17 protein-coding genes are annotated in these 18312 nt (G+C 59.6%); 8 read left to right on the top strand and 9 right to left on the bottom strand.

What is annotated here, in order from left to right:
- The first annotated feature begins 64 nt into the window (after nt 1-64).
- Both lysA and ACR0I7_RS14695 read left to right on the top strand, forming a co-directional pair.
- Nucleotides 65-1330 (top strand): diaminopimelate decarboxylase, encoded by a 1266-nt coding sequence (gene lysA / locus ACR0I7_RS14700; protein WP_480512297.1) that lies wholly within the window; start codon nt 65-67, stop codon nt 1328-1330.
- Between the two features lie 36 nt (nt 1331-1366).
- Nucleotides 1367-3919 carry a TIGR02302 family protein gene (locus ACR0I7_RS14695; protein ID WP_480512295.1) on the top strand — a complete coding sequence of 851 codons (2553 nt, stop codon included), beginning with the start codon at nt 1367-1369 and terminating at the stop codon, nt 3917-3919.
- 5 nt (nt 3920-3924) lie between these two features.
- Here the strand turns inward: ACR0I7_RS14695 and ACR0I7_RS14690 are convergent, their stop codons facing one another.
- Complete coding sequence (locus tag ACR0I7_RS14690; RefSeq protein WP_480512293.1) at nt 3925-4629, bottom strand: zinc-ribbon domain-containing protein; 705 nt, start codon at nt 4627-4629, stop codon at nt 3925-3927.
- A 184-nt stretch (nt 4630-4813) separates the two neighbouring features.
- Between ACR0I7_RS14690 and ACR0I7_RS14685 the strand changes: the two genes are divergently transcribed.
- Genes ACR0I7_RS14685 through ACR0I7_RS14670 form a run of 4 tightly spaced genes read left to right on the top strand, consistent with a single transcriptional unit; the run spans nt 4814 to nt 7716 of the window.
- On the top strand, nt 4814-5491 hold the full coding sequence (locus tag ACR0I7_RS14685) for a cell division ATP-binding protein FtsE (RefSeq protein ID WP_480512427.1): 678 nt from the start codon (nt 4814-4816) through the stop codon (nt 5489-5491).
- Complete coding sequence (locus ACR0I7_RS14680) at nt 5488-6387, top strand: cell division protein FtsX (RefSeq protein ID WP_480512291.1); 900 nt, start codon at nt 5488-5490, stop codon at nt 6385-6387. The genes ACR0I7_RS14685 and ACR0I7_RS14680 overlap by 4 nt, the downstream gene beginning before the upstream one ends.
- The gene (locus ACR0I7_RS14675) at nt 6387-7124 is read left to right on the top strand and encodes a lysophospholipid acyltransferase family protein (protein WP_480512289.1); all 738 of its coding nucleotides are present in this window, start codon (nt 6387-6389) and stop codon (nt 7122-7124) included. Before ACR0I7_RS14680 ends, ACR0I7_RS14675 begins: the two co-directional genes overlap by 1 nt.
- Nucleotides 7111-7716 carry a pyridoxamine 5'-phosphate oxidase family protein gene (locus tag ACR0I7_RS14670; protein WP_480512287.1) on the top strand — a complete coding sequence of 202 codons (606 nt, stop codon included), beginning with the start codon at nt 7111-7113 and terminating at the stop codon, nt 7714-7716. The genes ACR0I7_RS14675 and ACR0I7_RS14670 overlap by 14 nt, the downstream gene beginning before the upstream one ends.
- A 10-nt stretch (nt 7717-7726) precedes the next feature.
- Here ACR0I7_RS14670 and ACR0I7_RS14665 read toward each other — a convergent pair whose 3' ends face one another.
- Entirely contained in the window at nt 7727-8320 is a 594-nt protein-coding gene (locus tag ACR0I7_RS14665) for an NAD(P)H-dependent oxidoreductase (RefSeq protein WP_480512285.1), read from the bottom strand.
- A gap of 100 nt (nt 8321-8420) precedes the next feature.
- Between ACR0I7_RS14665 and ACR0I7_RS14660 the strand changes: the two genes are divergently transcribed.
- Together ACR0I7_RS14660 and ACR0I7_RS14655 are read left to right on the top strand one after the other, a co-directional pair.
- Complete coding sequence (locus ACR0I7_RS14660) at nt 8421-8999, top strand: TetR/AcrR family transcriptional regulator (protein ID WP_480512283.1); 579 nt, start codon at nt 8421-8423, stop codon at nt 8997-8999.
- Between the two features lie 165 nt (nt 9000-9164).
- The gene (locus tag ACR0I7_RS14655; RefSeq protein WP_480512281.1) at nt 9165-10202 is read left to right on the top strand and encodes a sterol desaturase family protein; all 1038 of its coding nucleotides are present in this window, start codon (nt 9165-9167) and stop codon (nt 10200-10202) included.
- 89 nt (nt 10203-10291) lie between these two features.
- On the opposite strand, the gene lpdA is transcribed toward ACR0I7_RS14655, so the two are convergent.
- The 7 genes from lpdA to ACR0I7_RS14620 all read right to left on the bottom strand — a co-directional run bounded on the left by lpdA (nt 10292) and on the right by ACR0I7_RS14620 (nt 18308).
- Complete coding sequence (gene lpdA, locus ACR0I7_RS14650) at nt 10292-11680, bottom strand: dihydrolipoyl dehydrogenase (protein WP_480512279.1); 1389 nt, start codon at nt 11678-11680, stop codon at nt 10292-10294.
- 69 nt (nt 11681-11749) lie between these two features.
- The gene (locus tag ACR0I7_RS14645; protein WP_480512277.1) at nt 11750-12139 is read right to left on the bottom strand and encodes an MAPEG family protein; all 390 of its coding nucleotides are present in this window, start codon (nt 12137-12139) and stop codon (nt 11750-11752) included.
- Between the two features lie 22 nt (nt 12140-12161).
- A complete protein-coding gene (locus ACR0I7_RS14640) occupies nt 12162-12431 on the bottom strand; it encodes a hypothetical protein (RefSeq protein ID WP_480512275.1) in 270 nt (89 codons plus the stop codon).
- Nucleotides 12432-12433: 2 nt separating this feature from the next.
- Nucleotides 12434-13948, bottom strand: coding sequence for a 2-oxoglutarate dehydrogenase complex dihydrolipoyllysine-residue succinyltransferase (gene odhB, locus ACR0I7_RS14635; RefSeq protein WP_480512273.1), 1515 nt, complete (start codon nt 13946-13948; stop codon nt 12434-12436).
- A 3-nt stretch (nt 13949-13951) separates the two neighbouring features.
- The gene (locus ACR0I7_RS14630) at nt 13952-16909 is read right to left on the bottom strand and encodes a 2-oxoglutarate dehydrogenase E1 component (protein ID WP_480512271.1); all 2958 of its coding nucleotides are present in this window, start codon (nt 16907-16909) and stop codon (nt 13952-13954) included.
- Nucleotides 16906-17448 (bottom strand): DUF805 domain-containing protein, encoded by a 543-nt coding sequence (locus ACR0I7_RS14625; RefSeq protein WP_480512269.1) that lies wholly within the window; start codon nt 17446-17448, stop codon nt 16906-16908. The genes ACR0I7_RS14630 and ACR0I7_RS14625 overlap by 4 nt, the downstream gene beginning before the upstream one ends.
- On the bottom strand, nt 17445-18308 hold the full coding sequence (locus tag ACR0I7_RS14620) for a hypothetical protein (protein ID WP_480512267.1): 864 nt from the start codon (nt 18306-18308) through the stop codon (nt 17445-17447). Before ACR0I7_RS14620 ends, ACR0I7_RS14625 begins: the two co-directional genes overlap by 4 nt.
- Between the last annotated feature and the right edge of the window lie 4 nt (nt 18309-18312).

The following is an 18312-nucleotide window of genomic DNA, read 5'->3' as shown; positions in this document are numbered from 1 at the left end:
CTGATGCCCCAAGCCGTTCAGACTCCATTGATCCGCAGGGCGGTTTTGGTCTAAGCGCGCAGGTATGGATCACTTTCTCTACCGCGACGGCGCGCTTTTCGCCGAGGATGTCCCCATCTCCGAAATCGCTGCAGCGGTTGGAACCCCGTTTTATGTCTATTCGACAGCCACGCTGTTGCGGCATTTCAAACTGTTTGACGACGCGCTGGACGGCACCGATCACCTTGTCTGTTACGCGATGAAGGCCGCCAGTAATCAGGCGATCCTCAAGACACTGGCACAGGCGGGTGCGGGCATGGATGTGGTCTCGGGCGGGGAATACCTGCGCGCCAAGGCAGCGGGTGTGCTGGGCGACAAGATCGTGTTCTCAGGCGTTGGCAAAACAGCTGATGAAATCCGTACCGCTCTGACCGGCGGCATCCGCCAGTTCAATGTCGAATCCGAGCCCGAGATGGAGGTGATCAATGCGGTTGCGTTGGAACTCGGTCTGATCGCCCCGATCACCGTGCGGGTGAACCCGGATGTCGACGCCAAAACCCACGCAAAGATTGCCACCGGCAAGTCTGAAAACAAGTTCGGCATCCCGATCGCCCGCGCGTCCGAGGTCTATGCCCGCGCCGCCAGCCTGCCGGGGCTCGAGGTGATCGGCATCGACGTCCATATCGGTTCGCAACTGACCGAGCTTGAGCCGTTCGAGCTGGCCTATACCAAGGTCGCCGAACTGACCGAACAATTGCGCGCCGAAGGCCACACTATCCGCCGCCTCGACCTGGGCGGAGGTTTGGGCATTCCCTATACCCGCGCCAATGACGCGCCGCCGCTGCCGATGGAATATGGCGCGCTGATCAAGAAAACGCTGGGCCATCTGGGCTGCGAGTTAGAGATTGAACCCGGTCGTCTGATCGCAGGCAATGCCGGGCTGATGGTCAGCAAGGTGATCTATGTGAAATCCGGCGAAGGCCGCGATTTTCTGATCCTGGACGGCGCCATGAACGATCTGATCCGCCCGGCTATGTACGAGGCGCACCATGACATCATCGCCGTAGAGGAACCCGCGCCGGGCGTTGAACAGCAACCCTATGACATCGTAGGACCGGTCTGTGAATCTGGGGATACTTTTGCCAAACAACGCAACATGCCCCCGCTACAGGCGGGCGATCTGATCGCCTTCCGCAGCGCCGGGGCCTATGGCGCGGTGATGTCCAGCGAATACAACACCCGGCCCCTGATCCCCGAGGTTCTGGTGCACGGGGATCAATTTGCCGTAATTCGTGAACGCCCGAGCTTTGACGAAATCATAAACCGCGATACCATACCTTCGTGGCTTTGACGCGATAACCGCGCGGGCCTGATCAGGAGGCTCGCCTTGAACGACCGACCAAACCTGCCAATTCCCCGGTTCTCCCTGCTGCTGACGCGTGCGGGCTTGCTGGCTGAGCGGGTCTTGCGCGCCTTCTGGCCGTTCTTTTCGCTGATCATGGCTGTGCTCGCCGCGCTGATGCTGGGCCTGCAGGATCAGGTCAGGGTTGAGGTTGTCTGGGCTGCCGGGGGCGTGGCGCTCTTGGCCGTATTGGTTGCGCTGGTACTTGGGGTCAGGCGCTTTCACCTGCCCAGCCGGGCCGAGGCTTTGGTCCGCTTGGACGAATCTCTGCCCGGTCGCCCGATCCAGGCCCTGCTGGACGATCAAGCCATAGGCGGGATGGATGCCGATTCGGTCGCGCTGTGGCAGGCGCATCAGGCGCGAATGGCAAAGAAGGCCGCCGCTGCTGGACCGGTGAAACCCGATTTGCGGCTGGCGGCGCGTGATCCTTATGCGTTGCGTTATGCTGCGTTGCTGGCACTGGTGGTGGCAACTCTGTTCGGATCCTTCTGGCGCATCGGATCGGTCGCGGAAATGGCCCCCGGTGCGGCCGTAGCTGGTCAAGGGCCCACTTGGGAGGGTTGGGTCGAGCCGCCGCGCTATACCGGATTGCCCACACTTTACCTCGCGGATCAAACCGGCCCGACCCTCGCAGTGCCGCAGGGCAGCCGCATCACATTGCGGTTTTACGGTGAGGTTGGTGCTCATACTCTGACTGAGACGACATCTTCTGCAGGGGTCGAGGCTGCCACCGAACCCGAACAGGATTTTGTTGCCGAGCGGTCCGGCCAGCTGCGCATTGAAGGTCCGGCAGGCCGGGATTGGGCGATTGAAATTCTCTCGGACACGTCCCCGAAGGTCGAAGTGACCGGGACGGCTGAGGCCGAGGCAGGGGGGCAGATGAAGCTGCCCTTTGCGGCGGCTGACGACTATGGTGTTGTGTCCGGCTCGGCCCTGATCGAACTTGATCTGGCTGCGGTCGCGCGTCTCCACGGGTTGACCGCCGACCCCGAACCTCGCGAGGCGATCACTATCGATCTGCCGATGCCCATCACCGGCGACCGCAGCGACTTCACCGAGGATCTGATCGAAGACTTCTCACAGCACCCCTGGGCGCATCTGCCGGTCACGATCACGCTCACCGCGCGCGACGCGGCAGATCAGCAGGCGGCTTCGGCGCCGTATGAGACCGCGTTGCCCGCCCGTCGCTTCTTTGACCCGCTGGCGGCTGCCGTGATCGAACAGCGCCGCGATCTGCTGTGGACCCGCGACAACGCTGCCCGCGTGGCGCAGATGCTGCGCGCAGTGTCGCACCGGCCCGAAGACCTTTTCCGTTCGGAAACCGCGTATCTGCGGCTGCGCACCGTTCTGCGGCGGCTTGAGACCTTTCAAAAATACGGCCTCAAGCAGAAACAACAGGAAGAGATTGCGCAGGCCCTCTGGGAATTGGCGGTGTTGATCGAGGACGGCACCCTTGCCGATGCGCTTGAACGCATGCGCCGTGCGCAAGAGCGTTTGACCGAAGCGATGCAAAATGGTGCCAGCGACGAAGAGATTGCCGAGCTGATGCAGGAACTGCGCGAAGCAACGCAGGACTATATGAATCAGTTGCGGCGGCTGGCACAGGAAAACGGCGAGGGCGAAAACCAGCCCGGTCAGAATGGCGAGACCCTGCAGATGACGCAGGACGACCTGCAGCGCATGATGGACCGCATTCAGGAGCTGATGGAACAAGGCCGCATGGCCGAGGCGCAACAGGCGCTGGAAGAGTTCCAGCAGATGATGGAAAACATGCGCGTCACCCAGGGGCAGGGTCAGGAAGGACAGTCTGAGGGGCAACAGGCCATGGAAGGGCTGGCCGAAACGCTCAGGGAACAGCAGGGCCTCAGCGATCAGGCCTTCCGCGATCTGCAGGAACAATTCAACCCGGGCGCACAAGCTGGTGAAAGCCAGGGCAATGAGGGCCGTTCGGGCGGTCAGGGCCGTGGCCAGAGCCACGAGGGTCAGGGCGGACAAGGAGAAGGTGAGGGCGAAGGATCGGATCAGGCGGGCGAAGGCCAGCAGGGTCAGGGATCACTGGCAGATCGGCAGCAGGCCCTTCGGGATGAGCTGCGCCGTCAGGAACAGGGCCTGCCCGGAGCCGGAACCGCCGAGGGTGACGCTGCGCGCGAGGCGCTGGACCGCGCAGGCCGGGCGATGGATCATGCCGAAGATGCCCTGCGCGCAGATGATCTGGCCGAGGCCATTGGCCGCCAGTCCGACGCGATGGAGGCATTGCGCGAAGGGATGCGCGCGCTGGGCGAGGCGATGGCCCAGAACCAGCAGAACCAGCAGGGTCAGGGCGCACAGGAAGGCGATATGCAGGCCAATAACCGTGACCCGCTGGGTCGCAATCCCGGTGCTGGCGGCTCGATCTCGACCGAAGACAACCTGTTGCAGGGGGAAGACGTCTATCGCCGTGCCCGCGAATTGCTGGACGAAATCCGCCGCCGCACAGGGGAAACGGATCGCCCGCAAATCGAACTGGAATATCTCAAGCGCCTGCTTGAGAGGTTCTGATCAGGTTACTGGCTGGCTGAACTGCTCTGCGCCTCAAGCCAGATCCGTGCCTGATCGACCAATCCGACATAAGACTGCAACGCAGGTTCGGCCTGCGGTACCGCTTCGCTGATCTGGCTGGCATTGCCATAGATCAGGAACAGCACGACACCGATGATTGCGATCACCGCAAAGCCGCGCAAGAAACCACCCGATTTGCGAGCGGCCTTTGCGGCATGGGCCTTGTCCTCATCGTCGTTCAGCAGGCTCGAATTGATGCTGTCGACATCCGGCAGCACATCCTTTTGGCCCGAATCCTCGGCAGTTTCGGTGGCGGCAGGGCGTTTGGGCACGGCTTTCGCCGGTTCCGGGGCCGTGTCCAGCGCCAGATCTGGTTGGCTTTCCAGGCTGCTGCCTTCCTTGGCCCGCAGCTCAGACTCACGCTCGGCCTCTTGCTTGAGAATATCCGCAACCGAAGGATCAACCGTTCCGCTTGCTTTTGCGGGTTCAGCCTCGGCGACGGGCCCTGCCTTGATTTCAGTAGGCGTGGTTTTTTCGGCCCTGGCGCCGGCAGTTGCCGCAGGGGCCATAGTCGGCTTGGCTTGATCCGGACGCTTTGCCTGAAACCATGTTTCCTCGCAGTTGGAACACTGCACATCGCGACCCTCTTCCGGGATCACGTCATCGGGAACTTCGTATTGGGCACTGCACTTAGGGCATGTTAGACGCATACTGCCTCCCCGGCCTGCCAGACGGCCGATAATAGTTTTTTCAGGGATGATATGCCGTTAAGAGCCAACAGCAAAGTGCGTTTTTGGTTTCATAGGGCAAGTGTCACCCATTGGACCCGGCGCAGGCATTGAAACCCACTGCGCCGTCAGGCAAGAAGAGCAGCAGAAAACAATGGGGACAGGCGTGATCGAGCTGGAAAATGTCAGCTACAGCTATGGGGACGGCGCATTGCTGAGCGATGTGTCCGTGCAGCTGCAGCCGGGGTCGTTTCACTTTCTGACCGGGCCGTCGGGGGCCGGAAAGACAACCTTGCTCAAGCTCTGCTATGGCGCGTTGCTAGCGACCTCAGGCCGGATTAGCGCCTTTGATCAGGATATTGCGCTACTCGACCGCGATCAGATGGCCCTGCTGCGGCGGCGTATTGGCGTTGTGCATCAGGATTGCCATTTCCTAGATCATATGACGCTGTCCGAGAACGTGGCCCTGCCGATGATGGTGTCAGGCCGCGCGGCGGATGCCGAGCAGGACAATCTGACCGAATTGCTCAGTTGGGTTGGTCTGGGCAACCGGCTGGATGCCCACCCGCCCGAGCTTTCGGGGGGCGAACGCCAACGCGCTGCGCTGGCGCGTGCGCTGATCCTCTCGCCGGATGTGGTGATCGCGGATGAGCCCACTGGCAATGTCGACTGGGAGATGTCCCAGCGCCTGCTGCGCCTGCTGGTCGAGCTGAACCGGATGGGCAAAACCGTGCTGATCGCCACCCATGACCTCAGCCTGATCCGCGCCGCCAAAAGCCAGGTGCAGGCGCGGGTTCTGCGAATCTCGCAGCGTCAGCTACAACTTGCGGGGGCCGATTTATGAGCAACGGTGACATCCGCGCCCTGCTGCGCCGCGATACCCGCGCCGATCGTGTGGTACCGCCCACCGGCTTTACCGCGCAACTGACCCTGTTTGTGTCCGGTGCCATGGCCTTTCTGGCTGTGTTCGCGCTGGCGTTGTCGTTGGCATCCGGCCGGTTGGCGGATCGCTGGGCCTCGGAACTGGCGGGCGCGGCAACCCTGCGCATCAATGCTCCGACGGAACAACGCGCTGCTCAGACCGAAGCGGCGCTGAAAGTGCTGGAACAAACACCGGGCGTGGCCTCGGCCCGCGCCCTGACGCAAGAGGAACAGGCGGCCCTGCTGGCACCATGGTTCGGTCCCGATCTGCCGCTGGATACATTGCCGGTGCCGCAGCTAATCGAGATCATCGAAGGTGAGCCGGGGCTGGACACGATGGGCCTGCGCCTCAGGCTTGGGGCCGAAGTGCCCGGTGCGGTTCTGGATGACCACACGCGCTGGCGCGAGCCTCTGGTTGATGCCGCGACGTCGCTGCGGAGGTTGGGCTGGATCTCAATCCTGCTGATCGGCGGAGCGACGGCGGCGATGATCACACTGGCCGCCAATTCCTCACTCGCCGCCAATGCCCAGATTATCGAAGTGCTGCGTCAGGTTGGCGCCCGCGACCGGTTCATCGCTGGGGCCTTTGTGCGGCGCTTCACCTTTCGCGCCTTCTTTGGGGCAGCAGTGGGCACACTGCTTGGCATGACTGGCGTGCTGCTGCTGCCCGACGCCTCAGATGCGGGCGGGTTTCTGACAGGTCTGGGTTTTCAGGGGATCGGTTGGTTGCTGCCAATTGCCATCCCAATCCTCGGCGCAACCGTTGCCTTTTTTGCCACATGGTCCGCAGCCAGGCGCAAGTTACAGGAGCTTTCGTGATGCCCGCCCTTCAATGGCTCCGTTCTCTGATTTTCATGATTGTGATCTATACATGGATGCTGATCCTCGGGCTCGTCTTTGCGCCCTATGCGCTGTTTGCGAAACGCGGCGCGTTGCAGGCCTGTAAAACCTATGCGCGTAGCACGATGTGGCTGGCCCGCTGGATGGTTGGCATCCGATGCGAGGTACGTGGCACCGTGCCAACCACGGAGGTAGTCGTTGGGGCAAAACATCAGTCCTTTCTCGACATCATCATGATCTTCAACGCCATTCCCCACGGCAAGTTCATCATGAAGCGAGAGCTTCTCTGGACCCCGATCATCGGCCTTTACGCAAGGCGGCTGGGCTGCATCCCGGTCAATCGCGGCAAGAAAGGCGCCGCCGTGGCCAAGATGGTCAAAGACGTCTCAAAAGAGTTCAGCGAACCCGGCCAGTTGGTGATCTACCCGCAAGGCACCCGTGTCGCGCCGGGAGCTCAGAAACCCTATAAGGTCGGCACCGCGATCCTCTACGAAGGTCTCGGATTTCCCTGCGTACCGGTTGCAACCAATGCTGGCCTCTTCTGGCCGCGCACCGGTATTCTACGCAAGCCGGGTCTGGCGATCGTCGATTTCCTCGACCCGATCGAACCCGGTGTTGGGCGCAGCGATTTCCTGACGCGGCTCGAAGATGTGATTGAAACACGCTCGAATGATCTGATGCGAGAAGTGGGGTTTGATCCTGATGGAGTTCATTGAAGACATCACAACACTTGAGGCTTTGTACGGTACGCCCGGCGCGCCGTCTTTGCGCAAAGTGGCCCGCCGCCTGACGCCGCTCTATCGCAAATGGATCATGGCCTCGCGCCTCTGCGTGCTCAGCACTGTTGGGCCAGAAGGCGTCGACGGCAGCCCACGCGGCGATGACGGTCCGGTGGTGCTGGAACTGGACCCCGGAACGCTGGCCCTGCCGGACTGGCGTGGCAACAATCGGCTGGACAGCCTGCGCAACATCGTGCGCGACCCGCGCGTTGCGCTGATGTTCATGGTGCCCGGCTCGAACAACGTGGTGCGCGTGAACGGAACCGCCAAACTGACTGCCGATCCCGACCTGCGCGCGCAGTTCAAAAAACAGGACAAGCAGCCCGCGACTGTGATCCTGATCGAAATCGCTGAGATATATACCCAATGCGCGCGGGCCCTGATGCGCGCCCGAACCTGGGCCGGTGACAGTGACGCAGCGGATTTGCCCACCGTTGGTGAGATTCTGGCCGAGGTCACAGCGGGCGAAGAAGGTGGCACCCGCTATGATGAGGGCTGGGGCGCACGCGCGGCCAAGACCATGTGGTAGGCGCGGGCGGTCATACCGCCGCCGCGCCGATTCTTGAGACCTTTGAAATCCAGCGATCCACGCTGCCCGGCTTGGGATCGCTGGCCCCTGCGAAATAGGTAAAGCGGGTGGGCTTGAACCCAACAAATCCCAAAATCTGATCGCGCACCTGCCGGATCAGCGCTTGGCGATAGATCAGGCGCATGAACCAGCCGGGCGTATCCGAGGTCAGGATGACCCGCGCGGTGCGCCCGGTCAGCATTGGCGCAGGAAAACCGATCTTGGTGGTGTTGCGCGTGTCAAAAGTGCGACCGGGGATGAATGTCCGGTCGATCAAACCTTTGAGCTTGGCTGGCAGACCGCCCCACCACATGGGTGCGGTTAGCACCAGATGATCGCTCCACTCCAGATCCTGCAACACATGCTCCAGAACCGGCTCAAGCGGTTTGAAGTCATGATAGTTGCCCTGACCAAAATCATGGTCGAACTGCAATTCGCTCAGATGGACCATGCGCACGTCATGGCCTTTGCTCCGGGCCGCATTGGCATAGGTCTCTGCAAATGTGCGGGACAGGCTGGTCTCGCCGGGGTGTCCGTCGAGGATCAGGATTTTCTTAGCAGGCATGATGATTCTCCAAAATTGACCACGGTCACTTTTAGAATCATAAATTGACCACGGTCAATATTAAATTTGACCACGGTCATTTTGTGTGCGATCAGAGACCATGCAAAAGACGGTACAAAAGAGAACGCTCAAAACCCGTGCGCGGCTGCTGGAGGCTGCAGAACAGGTCGTTGGCAAAAACGGCTATCAGGCGCTGCGGGTGGAAGAGGTGGTGCAAACCGCGGGTGTGGCCAAAGGAACCTTCTTTGCACATTTCCGCGACAAAGACGCGCTGATGGAACTTCTGATCGGCGACAAGCTGACCGCCTGTTTAGATCAGGTTGAGCAGGCCCCTGCGCCGGGAACCGTGCCCGACATCGCACAGGCTCTGAAGCCGATCCACGACTTCATGACTTCTGAGCGATACGTGTTTGACCTGATCCTGCGGTATTCCGGTGCGGCAGCGATAACTGAGATCGGCCCGATTGCATACTGCTTTGAGCGGTATGTGCGAATGGTGGCTGGCTGGCTGGAGCGCGCAGAGCTGCGAGAAGACGTCAGCGCTGATCTGTTGGCCGAGGGCGTTCAGGCCTTTGCCGTTCAGTCGATGGCGTTGAAGTTTTGCGCCTTGCACGATTCTGAAGACTTCAGCGACCGGCTTGAAACCTATCTGCAGGCATGGCTCACCCCGGCGCGCTGAACGTCAGTCACCATGGTACCATCCTGGATGCAAACAGGTCGCCCTTGCGGAAGGTCCCCCCGAATGCAAGCCGCATGATCTGCCATCATTTGGCCACGCCGTTTTCACGCGGTTGGACAAATCGCCCGTTATCCGTACCATGCGCAAAAAATGCCGGAGGCGCAGATGCAGCAGCTACAGTCCTTTTGGGAGGCCCTTATGGGCCGTGCGGTAGACGTGATCTTCTACCCGCTGGACCCTGCCAACCGGATTTTCTACGGCTATCTGGCCAGCTCGATCCTCATCGCTTTTGTCATCTATGCGTTGAAGCGCCGGCATCAAACCGAGGTCGAGGGTGAACGCAGCTTCATACGGTTTCTATTTCCTAGAAAAGTCTGGGATCACCCGTCGGCCTGGCTGGATGTCCGGTACTTCTTTTTTCATCAGATGATCGGCCATTTTCTGATGCTGGGCCTGATGGCCGGGTCTGCGGCACTGGCTTACAGCTGGATCGTCACCGACACCGGCACCCCGGCACAACCGCTGGAAGGGTGGAAAGGGGTTGCGGCAACGCTCGGCTATATGTTGGCCGCGTTTCTGGTCGTCGATTTCATCGGGTTCTACGCGCATTATCTGCAACATAAAATTCCGGTGCTCTGGCAGTTTCACAAGGTGCATCACAGCGCCGAAGTGATGCATCCCATGTCGAACTTTCGCGAACATCCGGTCGATAACTTCTTTTACAAAATCGCGATCGGTCTGGGCGGGGGCGCGGTGACCGGCCTGTGCGTCAACCTGCTGGGATACCAGCCGAACCTGCCGACGCTGCTGGGTGTTCCGGCGCTTGTGTTTCTGTTCAACATTGTGGGTTATAACCTGCGCCATTCTCATATCTGGCTGCGCTGGCCCGGCGTCTGGTCCAAAGTCTTTCCCTCTCCAGCCCATCACCATGTGCATCACAGCTGCCACCCGGATCATCTGGACAAGAATTTCGCATTCATGCTGCCGATGTGGGACGTGATCTTTGGCACCTATGAAATGCCCGAAGACAACAAGGATGTGAAATTCGGCGTCACCGAGAAAGATCGCGGGCATGAGCTGGACACCTGTTTGAAGCTTTACATCTCTCCGTTCAAAGACGCCTGGCGCGTGCTGCGCCGCAAAAAGCGCAAGGTTGTTCCGCCCGCAGAGGACATAGCTGAACCGCAGCATCCGGCCGAATAAATCCACGCGCACGACAGGAAAGCATCGGGCTGATCAAAAAAAGGCGGGCACCCGGGCCCGCCTTTTCTGCATCGAGAATGATCGACGGCTTAGCTGTGAATTGGCCCGTCTCCGCAGGCCAGCGCGGCCTCGCGCACCGCCTCGGAATAGGTAGGGTGAGCGTGGCAGGTCAGGGCCAGATCCTCGGCTGAGGCACCGAACTCCATCGCAACGCAGACCTCATGGATCAGGTCACCGGCAGCCGGGCCGATGATATGGCAGCCCAGGATGCGGTCGGTTTCCTTATCGGCCAGGATTTTCACAAACCCGTCGGCGGCAAAGTTGGCTTTGGCCCGGCCATTGCCCATGAACATGAACTTGCCGACCTTATAGGCGCGGCCCTGTTCCTTGAGCGTCTCTTCGGTCTCTCCCACATTGGCCACCTCGGGCCAAGTGTAGATCACGCCTGGTATGATGCCATAGTTCACATGGCCATGTTTGCCTGCAACTTGTTCGGCTGCCGCCATGCCCTCATCCTCGGCTTTGTGTGCCAGCATCGGGCCTTCGGTCACATCCCCGATCGCATAGATGCCCGGCACGTTGGTCTGCCAGTCTGCGCCCACCTTGATCTGACCGCGCGGTGTCATCTCAACGCCCAGAGCCTCGAGCCCCAGACCATCCGAGAACGGCTTGCGCCCGGTGGCGACCAGAACCGCATCCGCGTCAATCACATGCTCGCTGTCATCCTTGCGCAGCTTATACGTGACTTTGGCTTTGGTCTTGGTGGCTTCGGTCTTTTGCACCGCAGCGCCCATGACGAATTTCAGGCCCTGCTTCTTGAGGATGCGCTGGAAGGTTTTTTGCACCTCGGGGTCCATTCCCGGCGTTATGACATCGAGGAATTCGATCACCGTCACCTCTGCGCCCAATCGTTGATAGACCGAGCCCAGCTCCAGCCCGATCACCCCGGCGCCGATCACAACCAGCTTCTTCGGAATCTTGCCCAGCGACAGCGCGCCGGTCGAGGTCACGACAACCTTTTCATCCACCTCGACACCAGGCAGGGATGCAGGCTCGGACCCGGATGCGATGATGATATTCTTGGCCGAATGCACCTCATCGCCCACCTTGACCTGACCGGCGGCGGGGATCGATCCCCAGCCCTTCAGCCAGTCGATCTTGTTCTTCTTGAACAGGAACTCAATGCCCTTGGTGTTCCCGTCGATGACCTCGTCCTTATAGGCCTGCATCTGCTTCCAATCGACCGAGGGGCTTTTGCCCTTCAGGCCCATCTTGGCAAAGTTATGCTCGGCCTCATGCAGCTGATGGCTGGCATGCAGCAGCGCCTTGGACGGAATGCAGCCCACGTTCAGGCAGGTGCCGCCCAGCGTCTCGCGCCCTTCGACAACGGCGGTTTTCAGGCCCAGCTGGGCGCAGCGGATGGCGCAGACATAGCCGCCCGGGCCTGCTCCGACTACGATGACGTCATAATTTGCCATATCTTAGGTCCTTGTTTTGACGGGGGCTGGGTGCGCCATGATATCCCCTGTTAAAATTCCTGGCCAGTTCTAGAGTAGCGTGGCCAAAAGCAAAGCAACTGTCGCAAACAGCCCGATCATCCAGATCACGGTGCGCCAAGGTGTCCAGCCAAATGCATAAGCCGGAACATATAATACGCGCGCAGCCAGATAGATCCACGCACATAGCGCTGTGAACGTGCTGGACTGGCCCGAGACAGAAACAACTACTGCTGCAATTGCAAACAGAACCAAACCTTCGGTGTGGTTACTGAGCGCGCGGTGCAGCCGCCCAGACAGTCCAGGTTTATCAAACGGTACATCCCGAGGGCCTAGGGCTTTTGCAACGTCGATCTCGCCGTGACCCGCTATCAGATACCCCAGAAACTGAACAACCCAAAGCAAGGCAGCCAGCGTCAGAATGGTGAGTTCCGTCGTCATTCTTTTTTGGTTCCCAGTCTGTCTAAGCGGGTTTCAGAAGCTTGATTTCGACATGTGCGACACCGCCGCGTTCGTGATACAGCGCCATGGCCTCAGATTCCAAAAAGGTCTCGGCCTTGTCCAGATCAGTGATTTCGAACATGGCAACCGCGTGATTGATGCGATCGGGGTCGCTCCAGACATGCAGGTCTTTGATACCCGCTGCTTTCCGCAGCGGCTTGTCATCCCGAAATGCCTTTAGCCAGACATCGAAATCGGCCACATCTGCCTGCCACAAAACATGCGTTGCCATGATTACAGATCCATCAACAAACGGCGCGGGTCTTCCAGTGCCTCTTTGACGCGGACAAGAAACGTCACTGCCCCTTTGCCATCCACGATCCGGTGGTCATAAGACAGGGCCAGATACATCATCGGGCGGATCTTGATCTCACCATTAATAACCATCGGGCGGTCCTGAATCTTGTGCATGCCCAGAATGCCCGATTGCGGTGGGTTCAGGATTGGCGACGACATCAACGAGCCATAGACCCCCCCGTTTGAGATGGTGAAGGTCCCGCCCTGCATTTCGGCCATACTCAGCTTGCCCTCGCGGGCGCGCTTGCCCTTTTCGGCAATCGCCTTTTCGATCGCTGCAAAGGACATGCTGTCCGCGTCGCGGATCACCGGCACAACCAGACCCTGTGGCGTCCCCGCCGCGACGCCCATATGAACGAAGTTTTTGAAGACGATGTCGGTGCCGTCGATCTCGGCATTCACCTCGGGCACTTCTTTCAGTGCATGACAGCAAGCCTTGGTGAAGAAGGACATAAAGCCCAGCTTTACGCCGTGTTTCTTCTGGAAAAGCTCTTTGTATTCATTGCGCAGGGCCATCACCTCGGTCATGTCCACCTCGTTATAGGTGGTCAGGATCGCGGCAGTGTTCTGCGCATCCTTCAGGCGCTTGGCAATGGTCTGACGCAGGCGGGTCATCCGCACACGTTCTTCACGGGCTGCGTCATCTGCCGCAACCGGCGCGCGTGGGGTTTGGGCAGCGGGGGCGGGCACAGCCGCCGCAGGCGCTGGGGCCGAAGCCGTTGCAACCGCTTTTGCCACATCTTCCTTCATGATGCGGCCGTCGCGGCCGGTGCCGGTCACCTGATCGGCAGACAGGCCAGCCTCGGCCATGGCTTTCTCAGCGGACGGCGCATTAGACACGTCCTTGCCGCCACCATCGCTGCCACCCGCCGCGGGGGCCGCCACAGGCGCAGAGGTCGCTACAGCTCCTGCCGCCGCGCCAGAGATCACTGCCAGCTTGGCGGTGGCATCCACAGTTGCACCTTCGAGGGCCACGATTTCCGCCAGAACACCAGCCGCCGGGGCCGGTACCTCGACCGAGACCTTATCGGTTTCCAGCTCACACAGCATCTCATCCTGCGCGACGCTGTCACCAACCTGCTTGAACCATGTCGATACGGTTGCTTCGCTGACCGACTCGCCCAGCGTCGGCACCATGACATCAATGCTGCCCGCTGCAGCAGCAGGGGCCGCCGCCGGAGCCGGAGAGGCCGCCGGGGCCGGGGCTGCGCCCTCACCAGCGGTGATTGTGGCCAGCAGGGCATCAACGCCCACGGTGTCGCCTTCGGCGGCAACGATTTCACCCATCACGCCGGCTGAGGGCGAGGGTACTTCGACCGTGACCTTATCGGTCTCCAGCTCGCACAGCATTTCATCTACGGCAACCGCGTCGCCGGGTTTCTTGAACCATGTCGCAACCGTGGCTTCGGTGACCGACTCGCCAAGCGTGGGAACACGAACTTCAATCGTCATCGCTTATTTTCCTTCGATGCTCAGCGCTTCGTTCACCAGCGCTTCTTGTTGGGCTTTGTGTTGGCTGGCCAGACCCGTCGCGGGCGAGGCCGATGTGGCGCGACCGACATAGCGTGGCCGCTTGTGTTCGGCGCCGATGCGGGTCAGCACCCATTCGATATTGGGCTCGATGAATGTCCAGGCCCCCTGGTTCTTGGGCTCTTCCTGGCACCAGACCATTTCGGCACCCTTGAACCGCTCCAGCTCATTGATCAACGAATGCGCCGGGAAGGGGTAGTACTGCTCGATCCGCAGCAGATAGACATCGTCGATCCCGCGCGCATCCCGCTCTTCCAACAGGTCATAATAGACCTTGCCCGAGCACAGAACGACCCGCTTGATCTTGCCATCCGCCACCAGCTTGGTGTCGGAATTGCCCTGCTGCGCGTCATCCCACAGCACCCGGTGGAAGCTGGAGCCGGTGGTAAACTCCTCGGCCTTGCTGACAGCCAGCTTGTGGCGCAGCAGCGACTTGGGCGTCACCAGGATTAACGGCTTGCGGAAGGTGCGGTGCAGCTGACGGCGCAAAATGTGGAAATAGTTCGCCGGTGTCGTGCAGTTTGCCACGATCCAGTTGTCCTGACCGCACATCTGCAGGAACCGTTCCAAACGGCCCGAGCTGTGTTCGGGGCCCTGACCCTCGAAGCCGTGCGGCAGCAGCGTGACCAGACCGGACATCCGCAACCACTTCGATTCACCGGAGCTGATGAACTGATCGAACATGATCTGCGCACCGTTGGCAAAATCGCCAAATTGCGCTTCCCATAATGTCAACGCGTTGGGTTCGGCCAGAGAATAGCCGTACTCAAAACCCAGCACCGCATATTCGGACAGCATCGAGTCGATCACCTCGTACTGCGATTGCCCCTTGCGAATATTGTTCAGTGGGTAATAGCGCTCCTCGGTCTCCTGGTTCACCAGGCCGGAATGGCGCTGGCTAAAGGTCCCGCGCGTGGCGTCTTGGCCCGACAGGCGCACGGGATAGCCCTCGGTCAGCAATGACCCAAAGGCCAGCGCCTCGCCGGTTGCCCAGTCAAAGCCTTCACCGTTCTCGAACATCTGTTTCTTGTGATCCAGCAGACGGCCAACGGTCTTATGTATTGCAAACCCGTCCGGCGCGCTGCTCAGCGCGGCGCCGATCTCAGACAGCGTTTCCGGCGCGATGGCGGTATCGCCGCGCACGTATTCCTCTTTGTTCTTATTCAGATGCGACCAGCGCCCATCCAGCCAATCGGCCTTGTTGGGCTTGTAGTCCTTCCCGGCCTCAAACTCATCATTCAGATGCGCCTGAAAGGCCGCCTTCATATCCTCGATCTCACCCTCGGGGATCAGGCCATCCTTGACCAGACGCTCGGTATACAAGGACAGCGTGGTCTTATGCGTCTTGATCTTCTTGTACATGATCGGGTTGGTGAACATGGGCTCGTCGCCCTCGTTGTGACCAAACCGGCGATAGCAGAAGATGTCGATAACCACGTCTTTGTGGAACTTCTGACGGAACTCGGTTGCGACCTTCGCGGCATGCACGACCGCCTCCGGGTCATCCCCGTTCACGTGAAAAATAGGCGCCTCAACCATCAGCGCGATATCTGTCGGATAGGGGCTGGAGCGACTGAAATGCGGCGCGGTGGTAAAGCCGATCTGGTTGTTCACCACGATATGCATGGTGCCACCGGTTTTGTGCCCGCGCAGACCACTGAGGCCAAAGCCTTCGGCCACAACGCCCTGACCGGCAAAGGCTGCATCCCCGTGCAGCAGAATGCCCATCACCCGCGTACGGTCTATGTCTTTCAGCTGATCCTGCTTGGCGCGCACTTTGCCCAGAACCACCGGGTTCACCGCCTCAAGGTGGCTGGGGTTGGCAGTCAGTGACAGGTGAACGCTATTGCCGTCGAATTCGCGGTCGCTGGAGGCGCCGAGGTGATATTTCACATCGCCCGAACCATCCACATCCTCAGGCTTAAAGCTGCCACCCTGAAATTCGTTGAAAATGGCGCGATAAGGTTTGCTCATCACGTTGGCCAGAATGTTCAGACGCCCCCGGTGCGGCATCCCGATGACGATATCGCTGATCCCCAGCGCGCCGCCGCGCTTGATGATCTGCTCCATCGCAGGGATCAGCGCCTCGCCGCCGTCCAGACCAAACCGCTTGGTGCCCATGTATTTCACATGGAGGAATTTCTCGAACCCCTCGGCCTCGACCATCTTGTTCAGGATGGCCTTCCGGCCCTCTTTGGTAAAGGCGATTTCCTTGCCATATCCCTCGATCCGTTCCTTGAGCCAAGCGGCTTCTTCCGGGTTCGAGATATGCATGTACTGCAGCGCAAAGGTGCCGCAATAGGTCCGCTTTACGATCTCAACGATCTGCCGCATGCTGGCCATCTGCAGGCCCAGCACGTTGTCGATAAAGATCGGCCGATCCATGTCAGCATCGGTGAAGCCATAAGTCTTGGGATCCAACTCAGGATGCGTGCTGGCGGCGCGCATGCCCAGCGGGTCCAGATCAGCGGCCAGATGGCCCCGAATGCGGTAAGCCCGGATCAGCATCAGCGCCCGAAGCGAATCCAGCACTGCGCGCTTGATCTGATCGTCGCTGACCTCAACGCCCTTGGCCGCAGCCTTATCCTTGATCTTGTTGCCCGCCGCCTTGGCGTCGATCTCAGCCCACTCGCCGGTGAGCGCACCCGTCAGATCATCCGCTGGCATAGGCGGCCAGTCGGTTCGCGCCCAGGACGGCCCCTCAGCCTCGCGCTGCACATCCGGCGTGGCATCGCCCATTTGCCTGAAAAACTCGGCCCAGGCGGCATCCACGGCACCGGGATCCTTGGTGTACTGGGCATAAAGCTGCTCGAGATATTCGGCATTATGCCCCTGCATAAAGCTTGAGGCATGAAAGGCGGAGTTGGGCAGTTGTTCGGTCATTGGGTTACCTCATATGGGTTGGGACCGTATTGGTTGGTGCCTGGCTGGCTGGGGCGGGTCAGCCACCACAGCACCAGGAGAGGCGACACAAACAGGACGATAAGTGTCGGAATAACGATTAATAGTGTGGCGCGGGTGAACAGGATGTCCAGATTGCCCCCATGCTGGAAATGCGAGGCCAGACCTATGCCAAAGACCAAAACAGCTCCGGCAATGAGTACCAGCAATATCGGCAGCAAAGCATAAAGCCCACTGCGCCCGGTATCGTGCATCCGCCGCCACGCGACAGCTAGATGTGGGAAGAACACGATCAGGCTGACGATGCTCTGCACCGGTGTCGAGGATGTTGTACTGATTGACGTGCTTGTCGCGGTTTCACTTGTTGAGACCTGCGTGAAAAACTGCGCATCAATGATCCCGGCGATGATGTTCCAGATCACGATGAACAGGAAAAAGAACCAGTATTCGGGGCGCGATGCACGGCCAGAGAACGTGAAGAACTTAGAGAAACAGGTGCGGATCGCGTCAGAGAAGGTCATAAACGCCTATCCCTCGACACCTTGATCACCCATTCTTCAGGGCTGTCTACAGTCAAGAAACCTTGATCAAACCTAAAAACCTCAATTTTTGCATTTGGTAGCCTGTGGTTTTTTCCAATTCCGGTCACCAATCTGACCAAAATGCGAGAAAGGGGGGCTCTCGCTCGAATTGTCGCGCTGTAGCGCGTTATCGGTCCAAACGTCTCAGACGTGAAGTTCCAGCCTTCATCCTCTACCAACTGTGTTGCTGTTCCTGATGGAACACCATAGATTTCGCACGGATAGCCAGAAAAGTGGAATGACGATCCGTCCCACACAACGGCAATGTCTTCTGCAAACCACCACGCGCTGCCACCGACGATGCCATATCCGTCCCACCGCGCATTTTCGTGTGTATTTTTCCACAACGCGTTAGCACCCACCTGCCGCAGTACCGTTTCGTGGTGGCGCTCAAGAATTTTCTTGTCTTCCAACATACGGTGCATTTGCCTGGAGACTTCCACATATGAGGTGTCAGCGGTCTCTGATGTAAAAAGCAAGCCTACGCTGATATCAACAATACTGAGCTTGGTGGCTTCTTCGAACCGGGCCACATCCTTGAGTCCAACTTCGGAAAATCTTGTTTCTTGCGTTTTGATAGGAAGCTGTGGCTGATTTTCATAATCAAGATCGGTTTGTTGGATACAAGCATCGACCAGAGCCTCAAGGTCCGGCAGAGAAAAGGGCTTATCGGCCGCTACCGGTGATGAAAGAAAACCAAGCAGAGCCGTGCAAGTTGCAATGCAAAATGTACGCGAGCGCTCAAAGACAGGCTTGCCTGCTGTCTTTGAAAACTTGAGCGCTCGCGAAGATTCGTACATTAGG

This window comes from Ruegeria sp. AM1 (assembly GCF_056540745.1).
This window is presented reverse-complemented; position numbering and strand designations above follow the sequence as displayed.